This is a genomic window from Roseiflexus sp. RS-1 (assembly GCF_000016665.1).
GTDB lineage: Bacteria > Chloroflexota > Chloroflexia > Chloroflexales > Roseiflexaceae > Roseiflexus.
This window is the reverse complement of record NC_009523.1, coordinates 1,120,733-1,137,500: the sequence shown is the minus strand read 5'-3', so window position 1 is coordinate 1,137,500 and position 16,768 is coordinate 1,120,733. Positions and strand designations below refer to the sequence as shown.

General features: G+C 60.4%; 14 protein-coding genes. 8 read left to right on the top strand and 6 right to left on the bottom strand.

What is annotated here, in order from left to right; genetic code table 11:
* Positions 1 to 16 precede the first annotated feature (16 nt).
* Together ROSERS_RS04770 and metK are read left to right on the top strand one after the other, a co-directional pair.
* The gene (locus tag ROSERS_RS04770; protein WP_011955682.1) at positions 17 to 3,562 is read left to right on the top strand and encodes a cation-translocating P-type ATPase; all 3,546 of its coding nucleotides are present in this window, start codon (positions 17 to 19) and stop codon (positions 3,560 to 3,562) included.
* Between the two features lie 4 nt (positions 3,563 to 3,566).
* Positions 3,567 to 4,757: a methionine adenosyltransferase gene (metK, locus tag ROSERS_RS04765; RefSeq protein ID WP_011955681.1), complete on the top strand. Its 1,191-nt coding sequence runs from the start codon at positions 3,567 to 3,569 to the stop codon at positions 4,755 to 4,757.
* A gap of 457 nt (positions 4,758 to 5,214) precedes the next feature.
* On the opposite strand, the gene ROSERS_RS04760 is transcribed toward metK, so the two are convergent.
* Positions 5,215 to 6,063, bottom strand: a complete 849-nt coding sequence (locus tag ROSERS_RS04760) for a Uma2 family endonuclease (RefSeq protein ID WP_049767469.1) — start codon at positions 6,061 to 6,063, stop codon at positions 5,215 to 5,217.
* Positions 6,064 to 6,284: 221 nt separating this feature from the next.
* Positions 6,285 to 6,773: a CBS domain-containing protein gene (locus tag ROSERS_RS04755; RefSeq protein WP_011955679.1), complete on the bottom strand. Its 489-nt coding sequence runs from the start codon at positions 6,771 to 6,773 to the stop codon at positions 6,285 to 6,287.
* A 310-nt stretch (positions 6,774 to 7,083) separates the two neighbouring features.
* On the opposite strand from ROSERS_RS04755, the gene ROSERS_RS04750 reads away from it, so the two are divergent.
* On the top strand, positions 7,084 to 7,761 hold the full coding sequence (locus tag ROSERS_RS04750) for a CBS domain-containing protein (protein ID WP_011955678.1): 678 nt from the start codon (positions 7,084 to 7,086) through the stop codon (positions 7,759 to 7,761).
* Between the two features lie 20 nt (positions 7,762 to 7,781).
* Positions 7,782 to 8,495, top strand: coding sequence for a phosphoribosyltransferase family protein (locus ROSERS_RS04745; RefSeq protein ID WP_011955677.1), 714 nt, complete (start codon positions 7,782 to 7,784; stop codon positions 8,493 to 8,495).
* Here the strand turns inward: ROSERS_RS04745 and ROSERS_RS04740 are convergent.
* Positions 8,485 to 9,378, bottom strand: a complete 894-nt coding sequence (locus tag ROSERS_RS04740) for a universal stress protein (RefSeq protein ID WP_011955676.1) — start codon at positions 9,376 to 9,378, stop codon at positions 8,485 to 8,487. The genes ROSERS_RS04745 and ROSERS_RS04740 overlap by 11 nt on opposite strands.
* Positions 9,379 to 9,428: 50 nt before the next feature.
* Positions 9,429 to 9,845: a universal stress protein gene (locus tag ROSERS_RS04735; RefSeq protein ID WP_011955675.1), complete on the bottom strand. Its 417-nt coding sequence runs from the start codon at positions 9,843 to 9,845 to the stop codon at positions 9,429 to 9,431.
* 225 nt (positions 9,846 to 10,070) lie between these two features.
* Here ROSERS_RS04735 and ROSERS_RS04730 point away from each other — a divergent pair, with 225 nt between their 5' ends.
* Positions 10,071 to 11,024, top strand: coding sequence for a universal stress protein (locus tag ROSERS_RS04730; RefSeq protein WP_011955674.1), 954 nt, complete (start codon positions 10,071 to 10,073; stop codon positions 11,022 to 11,024).
* Positions 11,025 to 11,027: 3 nt separating this feature from the next.
* Here the strand turns inward: ROSERS_RS04730 and ROSERS_RS04725 are convergent, their stop codons facing one another.
* Both ROSERS_RS04725 and ROSERS_RS04720 read right to left on the bottom strand, forming a co-directional pair.
* Positions 11,028 to 12,323, bottom strand: a complete 1,296-nt coding sequence (locus ROSERS_RS04725; RefSeq protein WP_011955673.1) for an acetyl-CoA hydrolase/transferase family protein — start codon at positions 12,321 to 12,323, stop codon at positions 11,028 to 11,030.
* A 245-nt stretch (positions 12,324 to 12,568) separates the two neighbouring features.
* A complete protein-coding gene (locus ROSERS_RS04720) occupies positions 12,569 to 13,660 on the bottom strand; it encodes an alanine dehydrogenase (RefSeq protein ID WP_011955671.1) in 1,092 nt (363 codons plus the stop codon).
* A 127-nt stretch (positions 13,661 to 13,787) separates the two neighbouring features.
* On the opposite strand from ROSERS_RS04720, the gene ROSERS_RS04715 reads away from it, so the two are divergent.
* The 3 genes from ROSERS_RS04715 to ROSERS_RS04705 all read left to right on the top strand — a co-directional run bounded on the left by ROSERS_RS04715 (position 13,788) and on the right by ROSERS_RS04705 (position 16,730).
* Entirely contained in the window at positions 13,788 to 14,075 is a 288-nt protein-coding gene (locus tag ROSERS_RS04715) for an oxidative damage protection protein (RefSeq protein ID WP_011955670.1), read from the top strand.
* A 9-nt stretch (positions 14,076 to 14,084) separates the two neighbouring features.
* Positions 14,085 to 15,335, top strand: a complete 1,251-nt coding sequence (locus tag ROSERS_RS04710) for a glycosyltransferase (protein WP_011955669.1) — start codon at positions 14,085 to 14,087, stop codon at positions 15,333 to 15,335.
* Between the two features lie 234 nt (positions 15,336 to 15,569).
* Positions 15,570 to 16,730: an ATP-grasp domain-containing protein gene (locus tag ROSERS_RS04705; protein WP_011955668.1), complete on the top strand. Its 1,161-nt coding sequence runs from the start codon at positions 15,570 to 15,572 to the stop codon at positions 16,728 to 16,730.
* Positions 16,731 to 16,768 lie beyond the last annotated feature (38 nt).

Genomic DNA, 16,768 nt, shown 5'->3' with positions numbered 1-16,768 from the left:
AAGTCATCGTATCCGCATGACGACAGACCTTTCGATAAAGTCATCCGCTCTGCCAGTCTGGGACGTCGCTGACCTCCAGCCTGTTCTTGAAACAGCGTTTGGGAAAGGCGGCACCTTCCGCGATCTGCTGGTTGCGTTGAGTAGCGAGGGTCCCTGTCTCATTTCTGGCGCCGCGTTGCGTGAGGCGCTCGATGCCTGCCAGATCCGTCAGGCGCTCGATGAGTTCCTGCCCTACCCGCAGGTGGTTGAGTCGCTCGATGAGGTGTATGTCACCCGTAGCGGCGACCGACCAGAAATTGCCCTGCACTTCGCTCAGCCACACGCGCTTCCCCAAAATACGCCCTTTGGCACGGTGACCATCCATATTGGGCGGACGCTGACATTGATCGTCGATGAGCGCGGCGACGCGACACTGAAACCCGGCGATATGCGGGTGCGCTGGCTGGGTGTGAGCGAAAATCTGCTGGTGCGCCTGCGTCGCATCGAAGGTCCTCAGGGCGCGCAGGATGTGGTGCAGGTCTCCGCAGGCAATATCCTGAGCCAGACGACACCGCTCTCCGTGCTGACTCTGCGTGCCGCACCGATCCGTGAGGTCGCTGCACCGGCGGCGCCTGCCCCTCCGCCGACAGCAGTGGTTATCACAGTGCTTCACCGCCTGCCAGGGCGTGTACGTTTGCGCGTCGCCGGACTGTATCGCAACCCGGCGCAGAAAGAGCGTATCGAGCGGCACATCGTGCGTCAACCCGGAATTCGCGCGGTCTCGGCGAATATTCTGACCGGAACCGTTCTCATCCAGTGCGACCCGGCGATCGGTGTCGAAGAGGTGCAGGCGCGGGTGGTTCGGATTCTCGCCGGTGTTGACGAACCGGGTCAGGCGCAGGTACAGCGTCCCTGGCATACCATGTCGATTGAAGACGTCGCACAGATCCTCGACACCTCACCGGGTCAGGGACTGGATCCGGCGGTTGCCCGACGACGCTTGAACGAAGCAGGGGCAAACGTACTTCCCGAGATTCGCCGTCGATCGACGTTCGGTATGCTGATCGCGCAGTTCAGCAGTCTACCGGTGGCGTTGCTCGGAGTTTCAGCCATTCTGTCGATTGCAACCGGCGGCGTTGCCGATGGCGTGGTTATTCTTAGCGTCGTGCTGATCAACGCTGGAATAGGTTTTTTTACCGAAAACCGGGCGGAGAAAACCATCGCCGGTCTCAGCCGTGGCGCAAAACCGGTTGCGCGCGTGGTTCGTGCGGGCGCTGAATATAACCTGCCAGGCGAAGAACTCGTCCCTGGCGATGTCATTGTTCTGCAACGCGGCATGCCGGCGCCTGCCGATGCGCGCCTGATTGAAACTGATGATCTAACTGTCGATGAGTCGGCGCTCACCGGCGAAAGCGTCCCGGTTGCCAAACGCGCCGATGTCATCCTTGCACCGGATACCCCACTCGGAAGTCGCATCAACATGGTCTACCGCGGCGCAATTGTCACCGGCGGCAGCGCGCGCGCGATCGTCGTCGCCACCGGTGCGGCAACCGAAGTGGGGCATATCCAGCGGATGCTCGCCGAGACGGAACAACCCGAAACGCCGCTCCAGCGACAACTCCGCGTGCTTGGCAGTCAGCTGGCGCTTCTGTCGCTCGCGATCTGTGGCGGTGTGTTTGTCATTGGACTGTTGCGCGGGTATGGCTTCCTGGTTATGCTCAAAACTGCGGTGTCCCTGGCGGTTGCCGCCATTCCTGAAGGGTTGCCCACCGTCGCCACAACAACGCTGGCACTCGGTCTGCGTCGCCTGGAGCGACAGAACATTCTGGTTCGTCGCCTGGTCGCGGTTGAGACGCTTGGCGCAGTGCAGGATGTGTGCCTGGACAAGACCGGGACGATCACCCTGAATCAGATGACGCTGGTCACGGTATTCGCCGGAATGACCCGCTTCCGTCACGAAGCGGCCACGTTCCAGCCCGAGGACGACGGAACAACCAATGTGAGCGCAGGTGAACTGATCGACCTGTTGCGACTCACTGCACTCTGCAGCGACGTGCGTATTGAGATGAACAATGGTGCGCCCCAGTTGCGGGGAACGCCAACCGAAATCGCTCTGGTACGCGCAGCGCTCGATGCCGGCATTGATGTCATTGCATTGCGGCAGCAATATCCGCTCCTGCGTGTGCAATTGCGGAGCACCCAGCGCAACTACATGGTCACCTGGCACGCCACCGGCGGTGATGAACTGATGGCGATCAAAGGAGCGCCGGATCAGGTGCTGGCAATGTGTAGCCATCACCTGTGCCAGGGAATTGTGCAGCCGCTCAGCGACCGTGATCGGACGCGCATTGTGACCGAAAATGAACGGATGGCCGGTCAGGCGCTGCGGGTGCTTGGCGTTGCGTACACGTATGGCAACGATCTGCCAGACGAACGGCGCGATCTGATCTGGGTCGGTCTGGCAGGCATCGCCGACCCGCCACGACCCGGGATGCGCGAGTTAATCGCACGTTTTCGCGCTGCCGGTCTGCACCCGATTATGGTCACCGGCGATCAGAGCGCCACTGCTCACGCAATTGCCCGCCAGATCGGGCTGCGCCGCGATGGGCATCTGGAAGGGATCGACGCCGCCCAGCTCGAACACGTGCCACCCGATGTGCTGCGGTCACTGGCACAACGCATTGACATCTTTTCGCGCGTCAGTCCGGCGCACAAACTGCGCATCGTGCAGGCGCTTCAGCGCGCCGGACGTGTCGTTGCCATGACCGGCGACGGCATTAATGACGGTCCTGCGCTGCGCGCCGCCGATATCGGCATCGCCATGGGGCGCGATGGCAGTCAACTGGCGCAGGAAGTCGCTGATATCGTCGTCCGTGACGACAACCTGCAAACGATTATCATCGCGGTCGAGCAGGGGCGCGCCATCTACGACGATATCAAGAAGGCGGTGCATTTCATCCTGGCGAGCAATACCAGCGAGATCGCCGTAACGCTGCTGGCGACTGCCATTGGCGCAGGCGAACCGCTGAACCCGATCCAGTTGCTCTGGATCAATCTGGTTACCGATATCTTCCCCGAACTGGCGCTGAGTGTCGAACTGCCGGAAGCGGACGTTATGTCACGTCCACCCCGCGACCCGCAGGCGCCGATGTTTTCGCGCACCGACCTGCAACGCATCGGGGTTGAAGGTGCACTTCTGACCGCTGCCACACTGACCGCTTATGGGATTGGGTTGACCCGTTATGGTGTCGGACCGCGCGCCAGCACACTGGCCTTCATGACGATCACGGTCGCGCAATTACTCCACGCACTCAGTTGCCGTTCGGAACGCCACAGTATTTTTGAGCCAGGTGCATGCCCACCCAATCGATATATGCCACTGGCTGTCGGCGGTGGTATTGGTCTGCAGGTGATGGCAACGATTCTTCCAGGATTGCGTGGCATCCTGGGTGTAACGCCGCTTGGATTGCTCGACTGGGCAATCGTTGCCGGCGTTTCTACAACGCCCTTGCTGATCAACGAGATCGTAAAAGAACTCATGTATACGCAAAACAGGAGGGAGATACAACAAGAGGAGAGGTGAGGAGATGGCGTCGCACTACATTTTCACATCCGAGTCGGTCAGTGCGGGGCATCCGGACAAACTATGCGACCAGATCAGTGACGCACTTGTCGGGCACTACCTGCGTCAGGACCCGTTCGCATCAGTTGTCGCCGAGTGCGCCGTTTCGACCGGCATCCTGTTCGTGTCGGTCAAGGTCGCCGCTGACGCAGTGGTTGATATTCCCAACACAGCACGCGAAATCATCCTCGATGTCGGCTACGACCAGGGCGCTTTCAACGGACGTACCTGCACAGTTATGACCAGTCTGAGTGAAATGAACGGTCTCCGTCCACGTTTCGACGAAACCACGCTTGATGAAGAGGGTCTTTCCCAACTGACGGCGCAGGAGAACGTCACCCTGTTCGGTTACGCCTGCATGCATACGCCGGACCTGGCGCCGCTGCCGCTCTGGTGCGCTCACCGTCTGATGCGTCAGTATGACGGTGTGCGTCGAAAAACACTTCGTTATCTGGCGCCCGACGCGAAGTGTCAGGTCGGCATTGCCTTCTCCGGTCGCATGCCGCGTCGCATCGATAGTATCACGCTGCTCGCCAGTCAGCAGGACTCACGGGTATCACTGGCAACCCTGCACACCGACCTGATCGAACAGGTCATCCGACCCGCGTTTGCGGATCAACCATTTGCGCCGGACGAGCGCACCAGAATTCAGATCAATCCTGAAGGTGCGGTATTCGAGGGGGGACCCGCACTGCACGCCGGGTTGACCGGACGCAAGAATGGCGTCGATACGTATGGCGGCTTTTCACGACAGAGTAGCGCAGCGCTGAGCGGAAAAGACCCGACTCGCATCGACCGGATTGGTGCATATGCGGCGCGTCATGCCGCAAAGAATATCGTTGCCGCCGGTCTCGCGGAGCAGTGCGAAGTACAACTGAGTTACTCAATTGGTATCGCCGAACCGGTCAGCGTGCGTGTTGAAACATATGGCACCGGTCGCCTTGATGACGATACGCTGACCGATAGGGTTGCCAGGCATTTCGACTTTCGCCCTGGAGGGATTATCCGTCGTTTACGCCTGCGACAACTGGCAACGATGTGTCACGGCGATCTCTACCGCCGACTGGCAGTGTATGGTCATGTCGGTCGCTCAGACCTCGATCTGCCGTGGGAAGCGACTGACGAAGCAGAGGCGTTGCAGTCGTGGATATCGTGAGTCGATGGGTGTTCTGCTTTTGGGGATGAGGGTTGCTATTTCTGAGAACAGGTGAGACTACGCGCTGATATGGGGATTGAGCATTTATAGCAGTTCTCAAAGAGGTTGAACCTCCTCGGACGACCGCGGCACGTGCGGGCTAAAGCCCTCCCTGAGCACATGGAAGCCCCTGCGGGGCTGGCGTTTCGGTTACCCTTGCCATATTTCGGGGAGACTGGGGTTGATCCAGCCCGCAGGGCTTGCCCGACCTCAGCCAGGGCTTCAGCCCGCCAGAGACGAAGATGGAACGCTCTAGAAATCCAGTCAAGGGTTCAACGTATCTGAGAACAACTATAATCCGGTATGCGCCTCGTGCCGTCGGGCTGAAGCCCTCGGCTATGCAAGGCGAAGCCCGCCTGCGCGGGCTAGAGCGGAATAATTACTCAAAGACCATATTTCCCTGGCGATGAGATCCAGGCTATAGGTTCTGCTGCGTCCGCCGGAGCGCTTCCTCAAGTTCCCGCACCCGCGCTTCGGCAGCCGCGCGCGCACGTTGTTCAGCGGTTGCGCGTGTTTCCGCTTCCATTGCGCGGGCTTCCGCCTCGCGCCGCGCCTGCTCCTCCTCCTGCAACGCACGCGCCAGCGCCAGGTGATCCCCTAACGGACGACCAGACTCGTCATAGCAGATGATTTCTCCGTCGCGCACCCCCAACCAGACTCGCACCGGCGCCAGCCACAATCGCCCCTGATCGTCCGGCGCCAGCACCCGATACCCTTCCGGCGTCAGCGTATACCCGATCAACCGCACCCCAGGCTGTCCACGCCGCTCGACCGCATCAACAATAACATAGAGCGGAACTCCTGCCAGTTCGTAGTGATCGACCTTCGTCATCACGTCATGCCCACGCGTCTCTGGGGACGTAATTTCGACAATCAGCGCCGGACGCACCCCCTCTTCAGCAACGCGAAAGGTGCTCCAGTTCTTGCGCTCGCGCACCCCAAAAATAACCATCAGATCGGGACCGTGCGGCCTGAGATCGGGCACATCCCATTCGATCCGCACATCGTCCAGCACGACCGCCGACGGGTCATCGGCGACCTGGCGCTCGAACACCTCACGCAGGTAATGCCAGCGTCGCTGATGGATACTGCTGTGGGTCACCTGATCCCCCTCTTCCGGGTGCAGCACATCTTCATACGTTAACGGAACCTGATCCCACTCAATGGTTCCATCCGGCAGTTCCCGACGGATGAACCGCCAGCCGTAGAAGGGTTCAGTATCCGTCGGCCTGACGGCATTCGCCTGATCGGTCAACGTCGCGCTCATAGGTTCCACCTCTGCCTGCGTGTCCGGATCGACACCGACATTGTAGCACAGGCGTCTCACTCAGGCTATGCTCGCCACGCACCTTCCAGGCGACGAACAGACAAACAGGCGGGCGAAACATAATCTTCGCCCGCCTGATCACATCGGCGCATAGCAGCATATTCCGAACGCGCCTGCCTGACGCCTTCCCCTTTCACGTCATCCCTGACGGAACAGACGCATCACGCAGTTTCTTCCCTGTCCCGGCTTTCCAGCACATGCACCAGCGCCTCGAACAGGTCACTTTCGGTAATGATGCCGACCACCATACGATTCTCGTCCACCACCGGCAACCCGCCGATCTTGTTCTCAATCATCAGCATCGCCGCCTCGCGCAGGCTGGTTTCCGGCGTCACCGTAATCGGATCCTCCGACATCACCTCATACACCTTGATCCGTCGCAGTGCATCGGCAATATCGAACGGATCCATCCCCGCGACCCGCAGCAGATCCGCCCCGCGAATATCGCCCTGCGTAATGATGCCCCGCAGTTCACCAGTATCAATAACCACCGGCAATCGGCGAATGTTATGCTCGCGCATCAGCGCCAGCGCCTCGCTCACCGGCGCCGCCAGGTTGACTGTGACTGCCGGAGCGCGCATCCAGAAGCGGATCTCCTCCTCGGCAGGCACTGAAGCGCGTCGCCCGGAAGATGAAGATGTCTTCGCCATTGAAGTTCTCCTTTCTGGATCATTGCCATGCGCGATGACCGTCAGAACGCACGGTCCAGGCAGCACAGCAACCGATGCATGATTCGAACGCTTAACAAAATTGTAGCCCGCCATACATCGTGTGTGGCGTAACAGGTTATCACCTGCGGTAACAGATTCGCCACCCAACACCCCACCTGGATGCGTCGAATACCAGCACGCATGTAAACGCATACTCTCCATACGTAATGGTTTCTTTTCTTTTTGCTGCAATGCAGCATGGTACAGTACATCCAGACATCGTAGACCTGCCGCGCGTTGGAGGAATCACATGAAAGATCAACGAGTGGCTGACTGGATGAGCACCCCCGCAATTGTCATCGCCCCAACCGCCACGCTCGCCGAAGCGCAACGCCTGATGGAGCAGCGGCGCATCCGACGGTTGCCGATCGTCGAAAACGGCAAACTGGCGGGTATTATCACGCGCGGCGACCTGCGCAGCGCCCAACCTGTCGATACGACGCTCAGTTATTATGAATGGCGCGCCCTGCTGGATCGGGTGACTGTCGCCGAGTGTATGACCCGTCATGTTATTACCATCACACCAGACGCATCGACCCTTGATGCTGCCAGGTTGATGTTGAAGCACAAAATCGGCGGATTACCCGTTGTCGATGACGAGGGGCGGGTGGTTGGCATCATCACCGAGAGCGATCTGTTCCGCTTGCAGATCGCGCTGGCAACCGGCAGTGAGTTACACGACGCCGCTCGACCAACGCTGGTATGCCATCATTGCGGCGCCGTCCTGCGCGGGCGCTCGCTCGAAACCATCGGTCGTGACGATCAGTGCTGGCGTTGTCACTACCACCTGCACCGCTGCGACAACTGCCGCTACTTCAACGGAATCGGCTGCATGCTGGATCGACCGGAGCGCCACACGCCGATCCCCGGACGTGATTGCAAGCAGTTCGTCTATCTGGTCGCACAGGATCAGAGTGTCGGACGATAATGGAAACGCGGTAGCCGGTTATGAAACCTCCCGTGATCGAGCCAGTCTACGGAGCGCCGCTGATAGGATGCGATGATCGCTACGAAGATCGCGCAATGGCAGGTCGAAGACTCGCATCGACGCTGAAGCGGTTCCGTGGCGCGCATGCAATCGTGCTGGCCATTCCGCCGGGAGGAGTGGCGGTTGGGGGGGAACTGGCGCGATCGCTCCGTCTTGGGGTGGATGTCATTGTCACCCGCGAGTTTCGGGTGCGCGCCCATCCTGCGATTGCCGCCGGTGCGATCAGCGAGTCGGGCGGGTTGTGTCTGAACGGCGCCATCCTGCGTCTACCCGGCGTAACGCCGACCATCGTCTGGGATGTTATCAGAGCCGAGCAGTCGAACCTCCCTGACCTGATCCAGCTCTATCGCCAGGGACGTCCCCTGCCGCTCGACATCCGGCGACCAATTATCCTGGTTGATGATGGTTTGAACAGCGGGCTGGCGCAATTAGCCGCGCTTCAGGCATTGCGACGCTACCATCCGGTTGCGTGCATTCTCGCAACACCACGCGCCGATCCATCCATTCTCAGCATTGTCAGGCCCTGGGTCGATGATGCCGTCACGCTCGATCTGCATCCCTCCGGCGCGGCGCAAGCCGTCGATGGCTGGCAAACGCCGCTGAGCGACGATGATGCCGCTGTGCTCCTGCAACGGTACCAGATCCACACATCCCTTCAAGGGATCAATGCCTGAACTTCGCCCCCGGGCTGTACAGCAACATCGGCAACGACGATCCCCGCAGCACTTTATCTGCAATGCTGCCGAGCAGCACCAGTGAAACCCCGCCGCGTCCGTGGGTGGCCATCGCAATCATGTCACTCCCATGCGCCCGCGCATAGGCAAGAATGCTCGAAGCCGGTTCTCCAACCGTCACCACGGCTTCAGCCCGCAACCCCTGCGCACGAAATTCCTCCACCTGTCGATCTAGATACATTTGCGCTCGATCTCTGAGTGGTTGAAGCATTGCTGCGTCGGCGCTTTCCTCATCGCGCGGCGAAAGCCCCAGCGCCGCAGGATCGACGACACGCAGCAGCGTGTACTCGAAATCCATAATGCGCCCAATATGGACGACATGCTCAATAATCGCTTCGGCCAGCGGCGAACCGTCGAGAGGAACCAGCACCCGCCGCAGGGGACGCTCGACCTTCGCGTTGGATGTCGGTTGATGGGGGCGCACAAGCATCACCGGCGCCGGTGAACGTCGCACAATGACATCGGCAACGCTCCCAAGCCAGAGACGCGACAGCGCCCCCCGACCATGGGTTGTCAGAACGATCAGGTCGCACCGGATTGAGCGGGCGTAATCCAGCAGCGTATCGGCGACGGGTCCAGTAAGGATCGACGTAATCGGCGCGCGTACCGATTGATTCTCGATCTGCTGCGCCAGACGTTCGAGATACACCGTTCGACTTGCTGCTGTGGCGCGATCCGTCCCATTGCTCAGACCGCCACGCCCGGATAGTACGTGGGCAAGATAGAGTTGCGCGCCCGATCGCCGCGCGACGGAGAGCGCAAGTGGCAGCGCATGCTCACTGAACGCCGAACCGTCGAGCGGCACAAGGATCGATCGGCACATGCGCGCCTCCTCACTCAATGATACCGCATGTGCTGTAATGGTATCAACATCTAGTGAACAATCAAGACCGGACAGCGCGCCCGCTGCGCGACGGTGCTGCTCACGCTGCCCAGGAGCAGACCAACGAGCGGACTGTGCCCGCGTGATCCCATCACGATAAGATCGAAGTTCTCCTCCTCCGCGACGCGCAGGATCGCCTGTGCGGGCGGTCCTTCCAGCAACTGCACATCAACCTCCACCTGATCGCCCACCTGGGTGCGCGCAGCCTCGATCAGCGACTGACCGATCAGCATGCGCGTTTCGAGCAGGCGTTCGTATTCGGGTGTCCCAAGAAGATCGGAAACGTGCGGGAATGCATGGAGCAGACACAGTTTTGCGTTGTAATGCCTTGCAATATCGACTGCTACGTCGATTGCCCGCGACGACAAGGGTGAGCCGTCAACAGCGACAAGAATGTTGCGGAACATTGCGATCACCTCTCCATTGAGTGCGATCAGGGCTGATACGTACATCTTCACTATACGCGATCTTAACGGATAGGTGCAGGAAAGATGCCAGTACAATGCGTAAAGGTATCACAACATCGTATCACCGCGTTGTAAGGACGCCACGTGGGGTAAATATTCCATTCCGATGAGCGGTATGTGATATGCTATGCTGCATACAGGTGCGCCTCAAGGAGGAGGAAGACAATGCATACCATAGTTGTACCACTCGATGGTTCCGAACTGGCTGCTCAGGTGATGCCATATGTACGCACGCTGGCGCCGCTTCTGGACGCGCACGTTCATCTGTTGCGCATCGTTCCGGAGACTCCCGCTGGCGGCAGCGAGTCGTGGGCGCAGGTGTTGATCGCGGTGTATGGCGTTCCGGAGAGCGAAGCGGTGCGTCGTGCTGATCACGACGCAGTGATGGAGGAACTGCACCAGCAGGCGCAGGCATATCTCGATGCTCAGGCGCAGACGCTGCGCAGCGCTGGGATTGAGGTCACCAGCGAAGTACGTACCGGTTCACCGGCGGAAACGATCGTCGAAGTTGCAGCCGCGCACATGCCCGGCGCACTGATTGCGATGGCAACCCACGGGTACAGCGGTTTGCGCCGCTGGGCGCTCGGCAGTGTCGCCGATAAAGTTATTCACGCCACCGATGCGCCGGTGCTCCTGGTGCGCGGTCAGGCGCAGCCAGTTGTGCAACCGCCGCGCCGCATTCTCACACCGCTCGACGGCTCCGGGCTGTCGCGGCAGGCGCTGCCGCTCGCAAGCAAAATTGCACGTGCCGCGCACGCCGAACTTATCCTGCTTCGCGCCGTTGTGCCCATGATCGAGGCGTATATCGGCGCGCCGGTGCTGGGGCGTCCACTTGTCGAGAACAGTGAAACCCTGAACGCCCTCCACGAGTACGCTCTGGATGAGTTGAAAGCCGAAGCGGCATCCCTGCGCGCCGAGGCGCCGCGCGTTCTCACCCGCGCCATTATCGGCTATCCTGCTGAAGTTATTATTGATGAAGCGCGTGAGATGGACGTTGACCTGATTGTGATGGCAACGCACGGGTACAGCGGGCTGCGCCGCTGGGCGCTCGGCAGCGTGGCGGATAAAGTGCTGCACGCGACGACCACGCCGCTCATTCTGGTGCGTGCAAGCGAGTAGACGTCAGATATAGTGCAGTTTCTTCGCTGCTTCGGTCAATTGATCACGAAATGCAGGATGGGCAACATTGATCAGCGCGCGTGCGCGTTGCGCCAGGGTGCGCCCGTACAGGTCCGCCACACCATACTCGGTCACCACAAAGTGCACATCATAGCGCGTGGTGACCACGCCAGCGCCAGGATCGAGCGTCGGCACAATGCGCGAAATCGTGCCATCACGCGCCGTTGATGAAATGGCAATGATCGGGATGCCACCTTCCGAGCGTGACGCGCCGCGAATAAAGTCGAGTTGCCCGCCAACCCCGCTGTACAGGCGCGTCCCGATGCTGTCAGCGCAGACCTGACCGGTCAGATCGACCTGCAACGCCGAATTCACGGCAACCATGTTCTTGTGCTGCGCAATGACGAATGGATCGTTCACATAGTCCGTCGGGTGCATTTCCACCATTGCGTTGTTGTGCGCCCAGTCGAAACAGCGTTGACTGCCGAGGATGAAGCCAGCGACCACCTTTCCCTGGTGAATGGTTTTCAGTTCACCATCGATGACTCCAGATTCGACCAGGTCGATCACTCCGTCAGAGAACAGTTCGGTGTGAATGCCCAGGTGCCGTTTGCCGCGCAGGTTCGAAAGCACGGCGTCTGGAATGGCGCCGATGCCAAGTTGCAGCGTTGCGCCATCCGGGATCAGTTCCGCAATATGGCGACCAATCGCCTGCGCAACGCCGTTCGTCTCACCCTGCGGCAGTTCCAGCAGCGGGCGATCGCTCTCGACCATCGCCGTCAGACGCGAGACGTGAATGAAACTATCGCCAAGGGTGCGCGGCATACGGGCATTGACTTCTGCAATCACGATCCGTGCCGTTCGCGCCGCCGGCAGGGTGCATCCCACCTCCACTCCCAGCGAGCAAAAACCGTGGCGATCAGGCGGCGATACCTGGATCATGGCGACATCGAGCGGCAGAATGCCTTTCCGAAACAACTTCGGGATCTCGCTCAGGAATATCGGCGTAAAATCGGCGCGCCCTTCGTTCACAGCGCGCCGGGTGTTGTGCCCGATGAAGAGCGCATTATGGCGAAATGACGCCGCCAGATCCGGCGCCGTCGTCGGGTCCTCCCCCGCTGTCAGCATGTGAATGATCTCGACATTGCGCAACTCGGAAGCGCGCGCAACGAGCGCCTGGAGCAGCGGCAGAGGGACGCCGCATCCCCCGCCAATGTAGACGCGATGGTTCGATTCTATCAACTCCACTGCCTCTTCGGCGGTCATTTCACGTGTTCCTGTCGTCAGCGTGCGTGGCATAACACAATCTCCGCATTCTGGTTGCATACCCGGCAAAGAACAACCCTCCCGCTCATGATAGATGGGAGAGTTACGCCTCGTGGCGTTGACAATATCTCATAGAACGTCGCAATTGCCAGAACGCCAGGAATGCCTGCGCACGTCACGCACTGATCGCCGTCTGCTGGCGCCCCCTCGAAATTGTACCCGGTCAATAAACACAACAAACCTTTCAGCGCTGGCAACGCTCGACAAACTACGGATTTTTACGAATGCTCAAGCGCCTGCTCGATGCGCGTGGTATACGGCTGCCCGTGGTAAAGACCGATACCGCGCGCGATTGAACGCTCCTGCTCTGCCGCCTGTTCCAGCCCCTGCGCTGCAATGCGCAGCACGAAGGGCAGCAACGCATTATTCAGAGCGTGTGATGCGGTGCGCGCCACGGCGCTCGGAATGTTCGGCACGGCATAGTGCAAAACTCCCGACGCCAGATAGGTGGGGTTGCTATGCGTGGTTGGGCGGCTGGTCTCGATACATCCACCTTCATCAATCGCCACGTCGATAATGACGCTGCGTGGCTTCATCGTCGCCACCATCGCGGCGCTCACCAGTTTTGGCGCACGACCATACGGCGTCTTCACGGCTCCAACAACCACATCGGCAAAAGGCAACACATGCGCCAGCGCGCTCTCGGTCGCCAGCCGCGTCGTGACGTGCCCGCGACAGATCTGCTCGACCGCGCGCAGCCGTTCCATATCCTGGTCGAGCACTGTCGTCTGCACACCCCACGAACTGAAACCGTATGCGGCATTACCGCCAACCCGACCGGCGCCCAGAATGACCACCTCCGCTGACGGCACGCCGGGGACCGGCGCCAGCAGCGTGCCGCGCCCGCCGCTCGGCGTTTCCAGCAGATGCGCCGCCAGTTGCGGCATCAGGCGCCCGCATATCTCGCTCATCGGCAGGAGTACCGGTGCAATGCCATCGTCGCGCCGGATCGCCTCGTAACTCAGCGTTGAAGCGCCAGCCGCCGCCAGACTGTCGATAATCCGGCGCGGCATGACCGATAGATGCAGGAAACCGCACACGATCTGCCCGGAACGCACCATCGGCAGGGCATGATCAGGCACGCCATCAACGGTCAACAACAGATCGCCGCGCGCATAGATCTCTTCGGGACCGTAGGCGATATGCGCTCCAACTGCACTGTACGATGCGTCGGTGAATCCTGCGCTATCGCCAGCGCCGCTTTCGACAAACACAGTGTGCCCGGCGACGATCAGCGAGTGAACGCCAGCCGGCGTCAGCGCGACCCGGTGTTCGTCGGGTGCGTGGGACCGTGGAATAGCAATATCCATGATGTTCTCTCCAACCGCTCCTTCACCCGGATTTCACCACCGTGTGGGTGAGCATACCATGTGGTAGTATACTACCGCAGAGAAAGGTGAATTACGCGTCGTAACGATTTGCCAACTGGAGACAATCATGAGCGCACCACGAATGGTCAAATGCGTCAAACTCGGGCGTGAACTGCCAGGTTTGCCCCGCCCTCCCTATCCCGGTGAGCTGGGAAAGCGCATTTACGAAAATGTGTCGCAACAGGCATGGAATATGTGGATGGATCAGGCATTGTTGATTATCAACCACTATGGGTTGAGCATGGTCGATCCCCGTGCAACTGAGTTGATGATGCAGCAGGCGGAAATCTTCTTCTTTGGCGAAGGCGAAGCGAAACCCGAAGGCTGGACGCCTGAACCGACGAATGAGGAATAAGGGCGCGATATGCGCCGGACGATCACGCTCCTGGTGAGCGGGACGCTGGGCGATGTCCGACCGCTGGTTGCGCTCGGCGTCGGGTTGCGTAACGCCGGTTATGTCGTTCGAGTGGCGACTCACGCGCACTATGCGCCACTCGCTCAGGCGCACGGTCTGCTGTGGAGGTGCGTCGAAGGCAATCCCAGCGATCTGCTCCGCTCCGACGATGCGGCGCTGACTCTCGATCGGGGGGCGCTGCGCGGCGCTGCTGCGACGCTGCGGTACATTTGCCGGGCACAGGCAGTGTATGCGCGCATGATCGATTCGGCAACCGAAGCGTGCCGCGAAAGTGATGCGTTGATCGTGTCGCTGGCAAGTTGCTGGGGGCAACTGATCGCCACCGCACTCGAACTGCCGTGCATCTGGGCGCCGCTGCAACCGATCACGTCCACTGCACGCTTTTCGTCGCCACTGTTGCCCATACACCATCGTCTGGCGCGCCTGAGTTATTCCATCGTCGAACTGACCACGTGGCTCCCGTGGCGCACTGTGCTGCGCCGATGGCAATTGCGCGCGCCCGGTCCGCGCCACGCGCCGCTCGACCCCTTCGCGCAGGCGCGGCAGTCGCGCGCACCGTTCATCTACGGCTTCAGTCCCAACGTTGTGCCGACGCCCGATGACTGGTCACCGCACCATACCGTTGCCGGCTACTGGTTTCTCGACGATCCCAACGAACGCCTGTCGTCTGAAATTGCCGACTTCCTGACGAATGGCGATCCGCCAGTTGCTATCGGTTTTGGCAGCATGAGCGGGCGGCGACCGCATGACGACGCTGTTCTGGCGATAACGGCGCTGACCCTGGCACAACGGCGTGGCATTCTGATTGGCGCACCAGAAGCAGTGCGCCTGGTAACCGGTCGCCGCGACATCCTGGTTGTGCCGTATGTGCCGCACCATCTGCTCTTCCCGCACGTCGCCGTCGCCGTCCACCACGGCGGCGCTGGCGCGACCGCCGCCAGTTTGCGCGCCGGTGTCCCAACCGTAACGATACCGGTCGGCATCGACCAGTTTTTCTGGGGGAGGCGTGTCGCCGCACTGGGAGCAGGACCGCCACCGCTGCCACGTCGCCGCGCAACGCCAGACCGCCTGGCATCAGCGCTTGTCGCCGCAACAGACGACGCGATCCGGGTGCGCGCCGCCGCGCTTGGGCGCCTGATCCGCGCCGAACAGGGCGTGACGCGCGCCGTTGAAACGATCAGCGCCTGTCTGGGGTGGTAGGTCTTGTAGCGCTGGCTGCGATAGCCGTCAGAACATCTCGCAGCCACTCTTTTGGGTCTCTCATAGTTGCAGGAGCCGTACCCGCATCGCCGATCTTCTGCTATCATGCACCCTGCTTCGAGACGTGTCTCTCTGTAGCGATGTTTCTGGCGCCGCCGCTCTGGCAGCGCGATGTCTTCACTGCGGCGCCTTCACAGGCGGGCAGTACCTGTGTCAGCATTTCTGAAGTGAACCATGAACGTTGTCTTTCTCTCGCCGCACTTTCCGCCAAACTGGCGTCTGTTCTGCGTCCGCCTGCGCAACCTGGGAGCGAATGTACTCGGCATTGCCGACGAGCCATACGAACTGTTGCACCCCGATCTGCGCGCAGCCCTGACCGAGTATTACCGCGTATCGGATCTGCACAACTACGATGAAGTGCTGCGCGCCCTCGGCTATTTTACCCACCGCTACGGCAAAATCCAGCGCATCGACTCGCTCAACGAATACTGGCTGGAAACCGAGGCGCACCTGCGCACCGATTTCAATATCGAAGGACCGAAGATCGCCGATCTACCGCGTATGAAGCGTAAATCGGAGATGAAACGCCTCTTTACCCGCGCCCAGGTGGATGTCGCGCGCGGGATTCTGGTCGACTCGCCAGCCCGTGCGCGCGCCTTCGTCGCCTCGGTGGGGTATCCGGTCGTTGCCAAACCGGACATCGGCGTTGGGGCGAACCATACCTTCAAAATCGTCAACGACGCCGAACTCGAGGCGTTTCTGATGAGCAAGCCGGAGGGGTATCTGCTCGAAGAGTATGTCCACGGCGTCATTCAGACATTCGACGGACTGACGGATCGGTATGGCGAACCGGTCTTCTTCACGTCGATGCAGTATAGCGACGGTGTGATGGAGATCGTCATCAACGATGATGACATTTTCTACCTCACCGAACGGCACATCCCTCCCGATCTCGAGCAGGCTGGTCGGCGCATCCTGGCGCTCTTCGACGTGCGCGAACGTTTCTTTCACTTTGAGTTCTTCCGCACTCCCGAAGGGCGACTGGTGGCGCTCGAGGTCAACCTGCGACCGCCGGGTGGTCTGAGCATCGATATGTTCAACTATGCCAGCAACATTGACCTCTACGACGCCTGGGCGCACGTGGCGCTCCATCAACCCTGGCAGGCGCCGCCGGAGCGCCCATACCACGTGTGCTACGCCGGACGCAAACCCCTGCGACCGTATGCGCTCACGCACGCCGAGATCATGGCGCGGTTCGGTGATCGCATCGTCCATCATCAACCGATGCCCGACCTCTTTCATCGAGCAATGGGCGCGTATGCATACCTCATCCGATCACCCGACCGTCAGGAAGTGCTTGCCATTGCCCGGCAGATTCAGCGACTGAACGTCTGATCGCGATGCACTCTTGCATCAACCGCCGACCTCGGCTA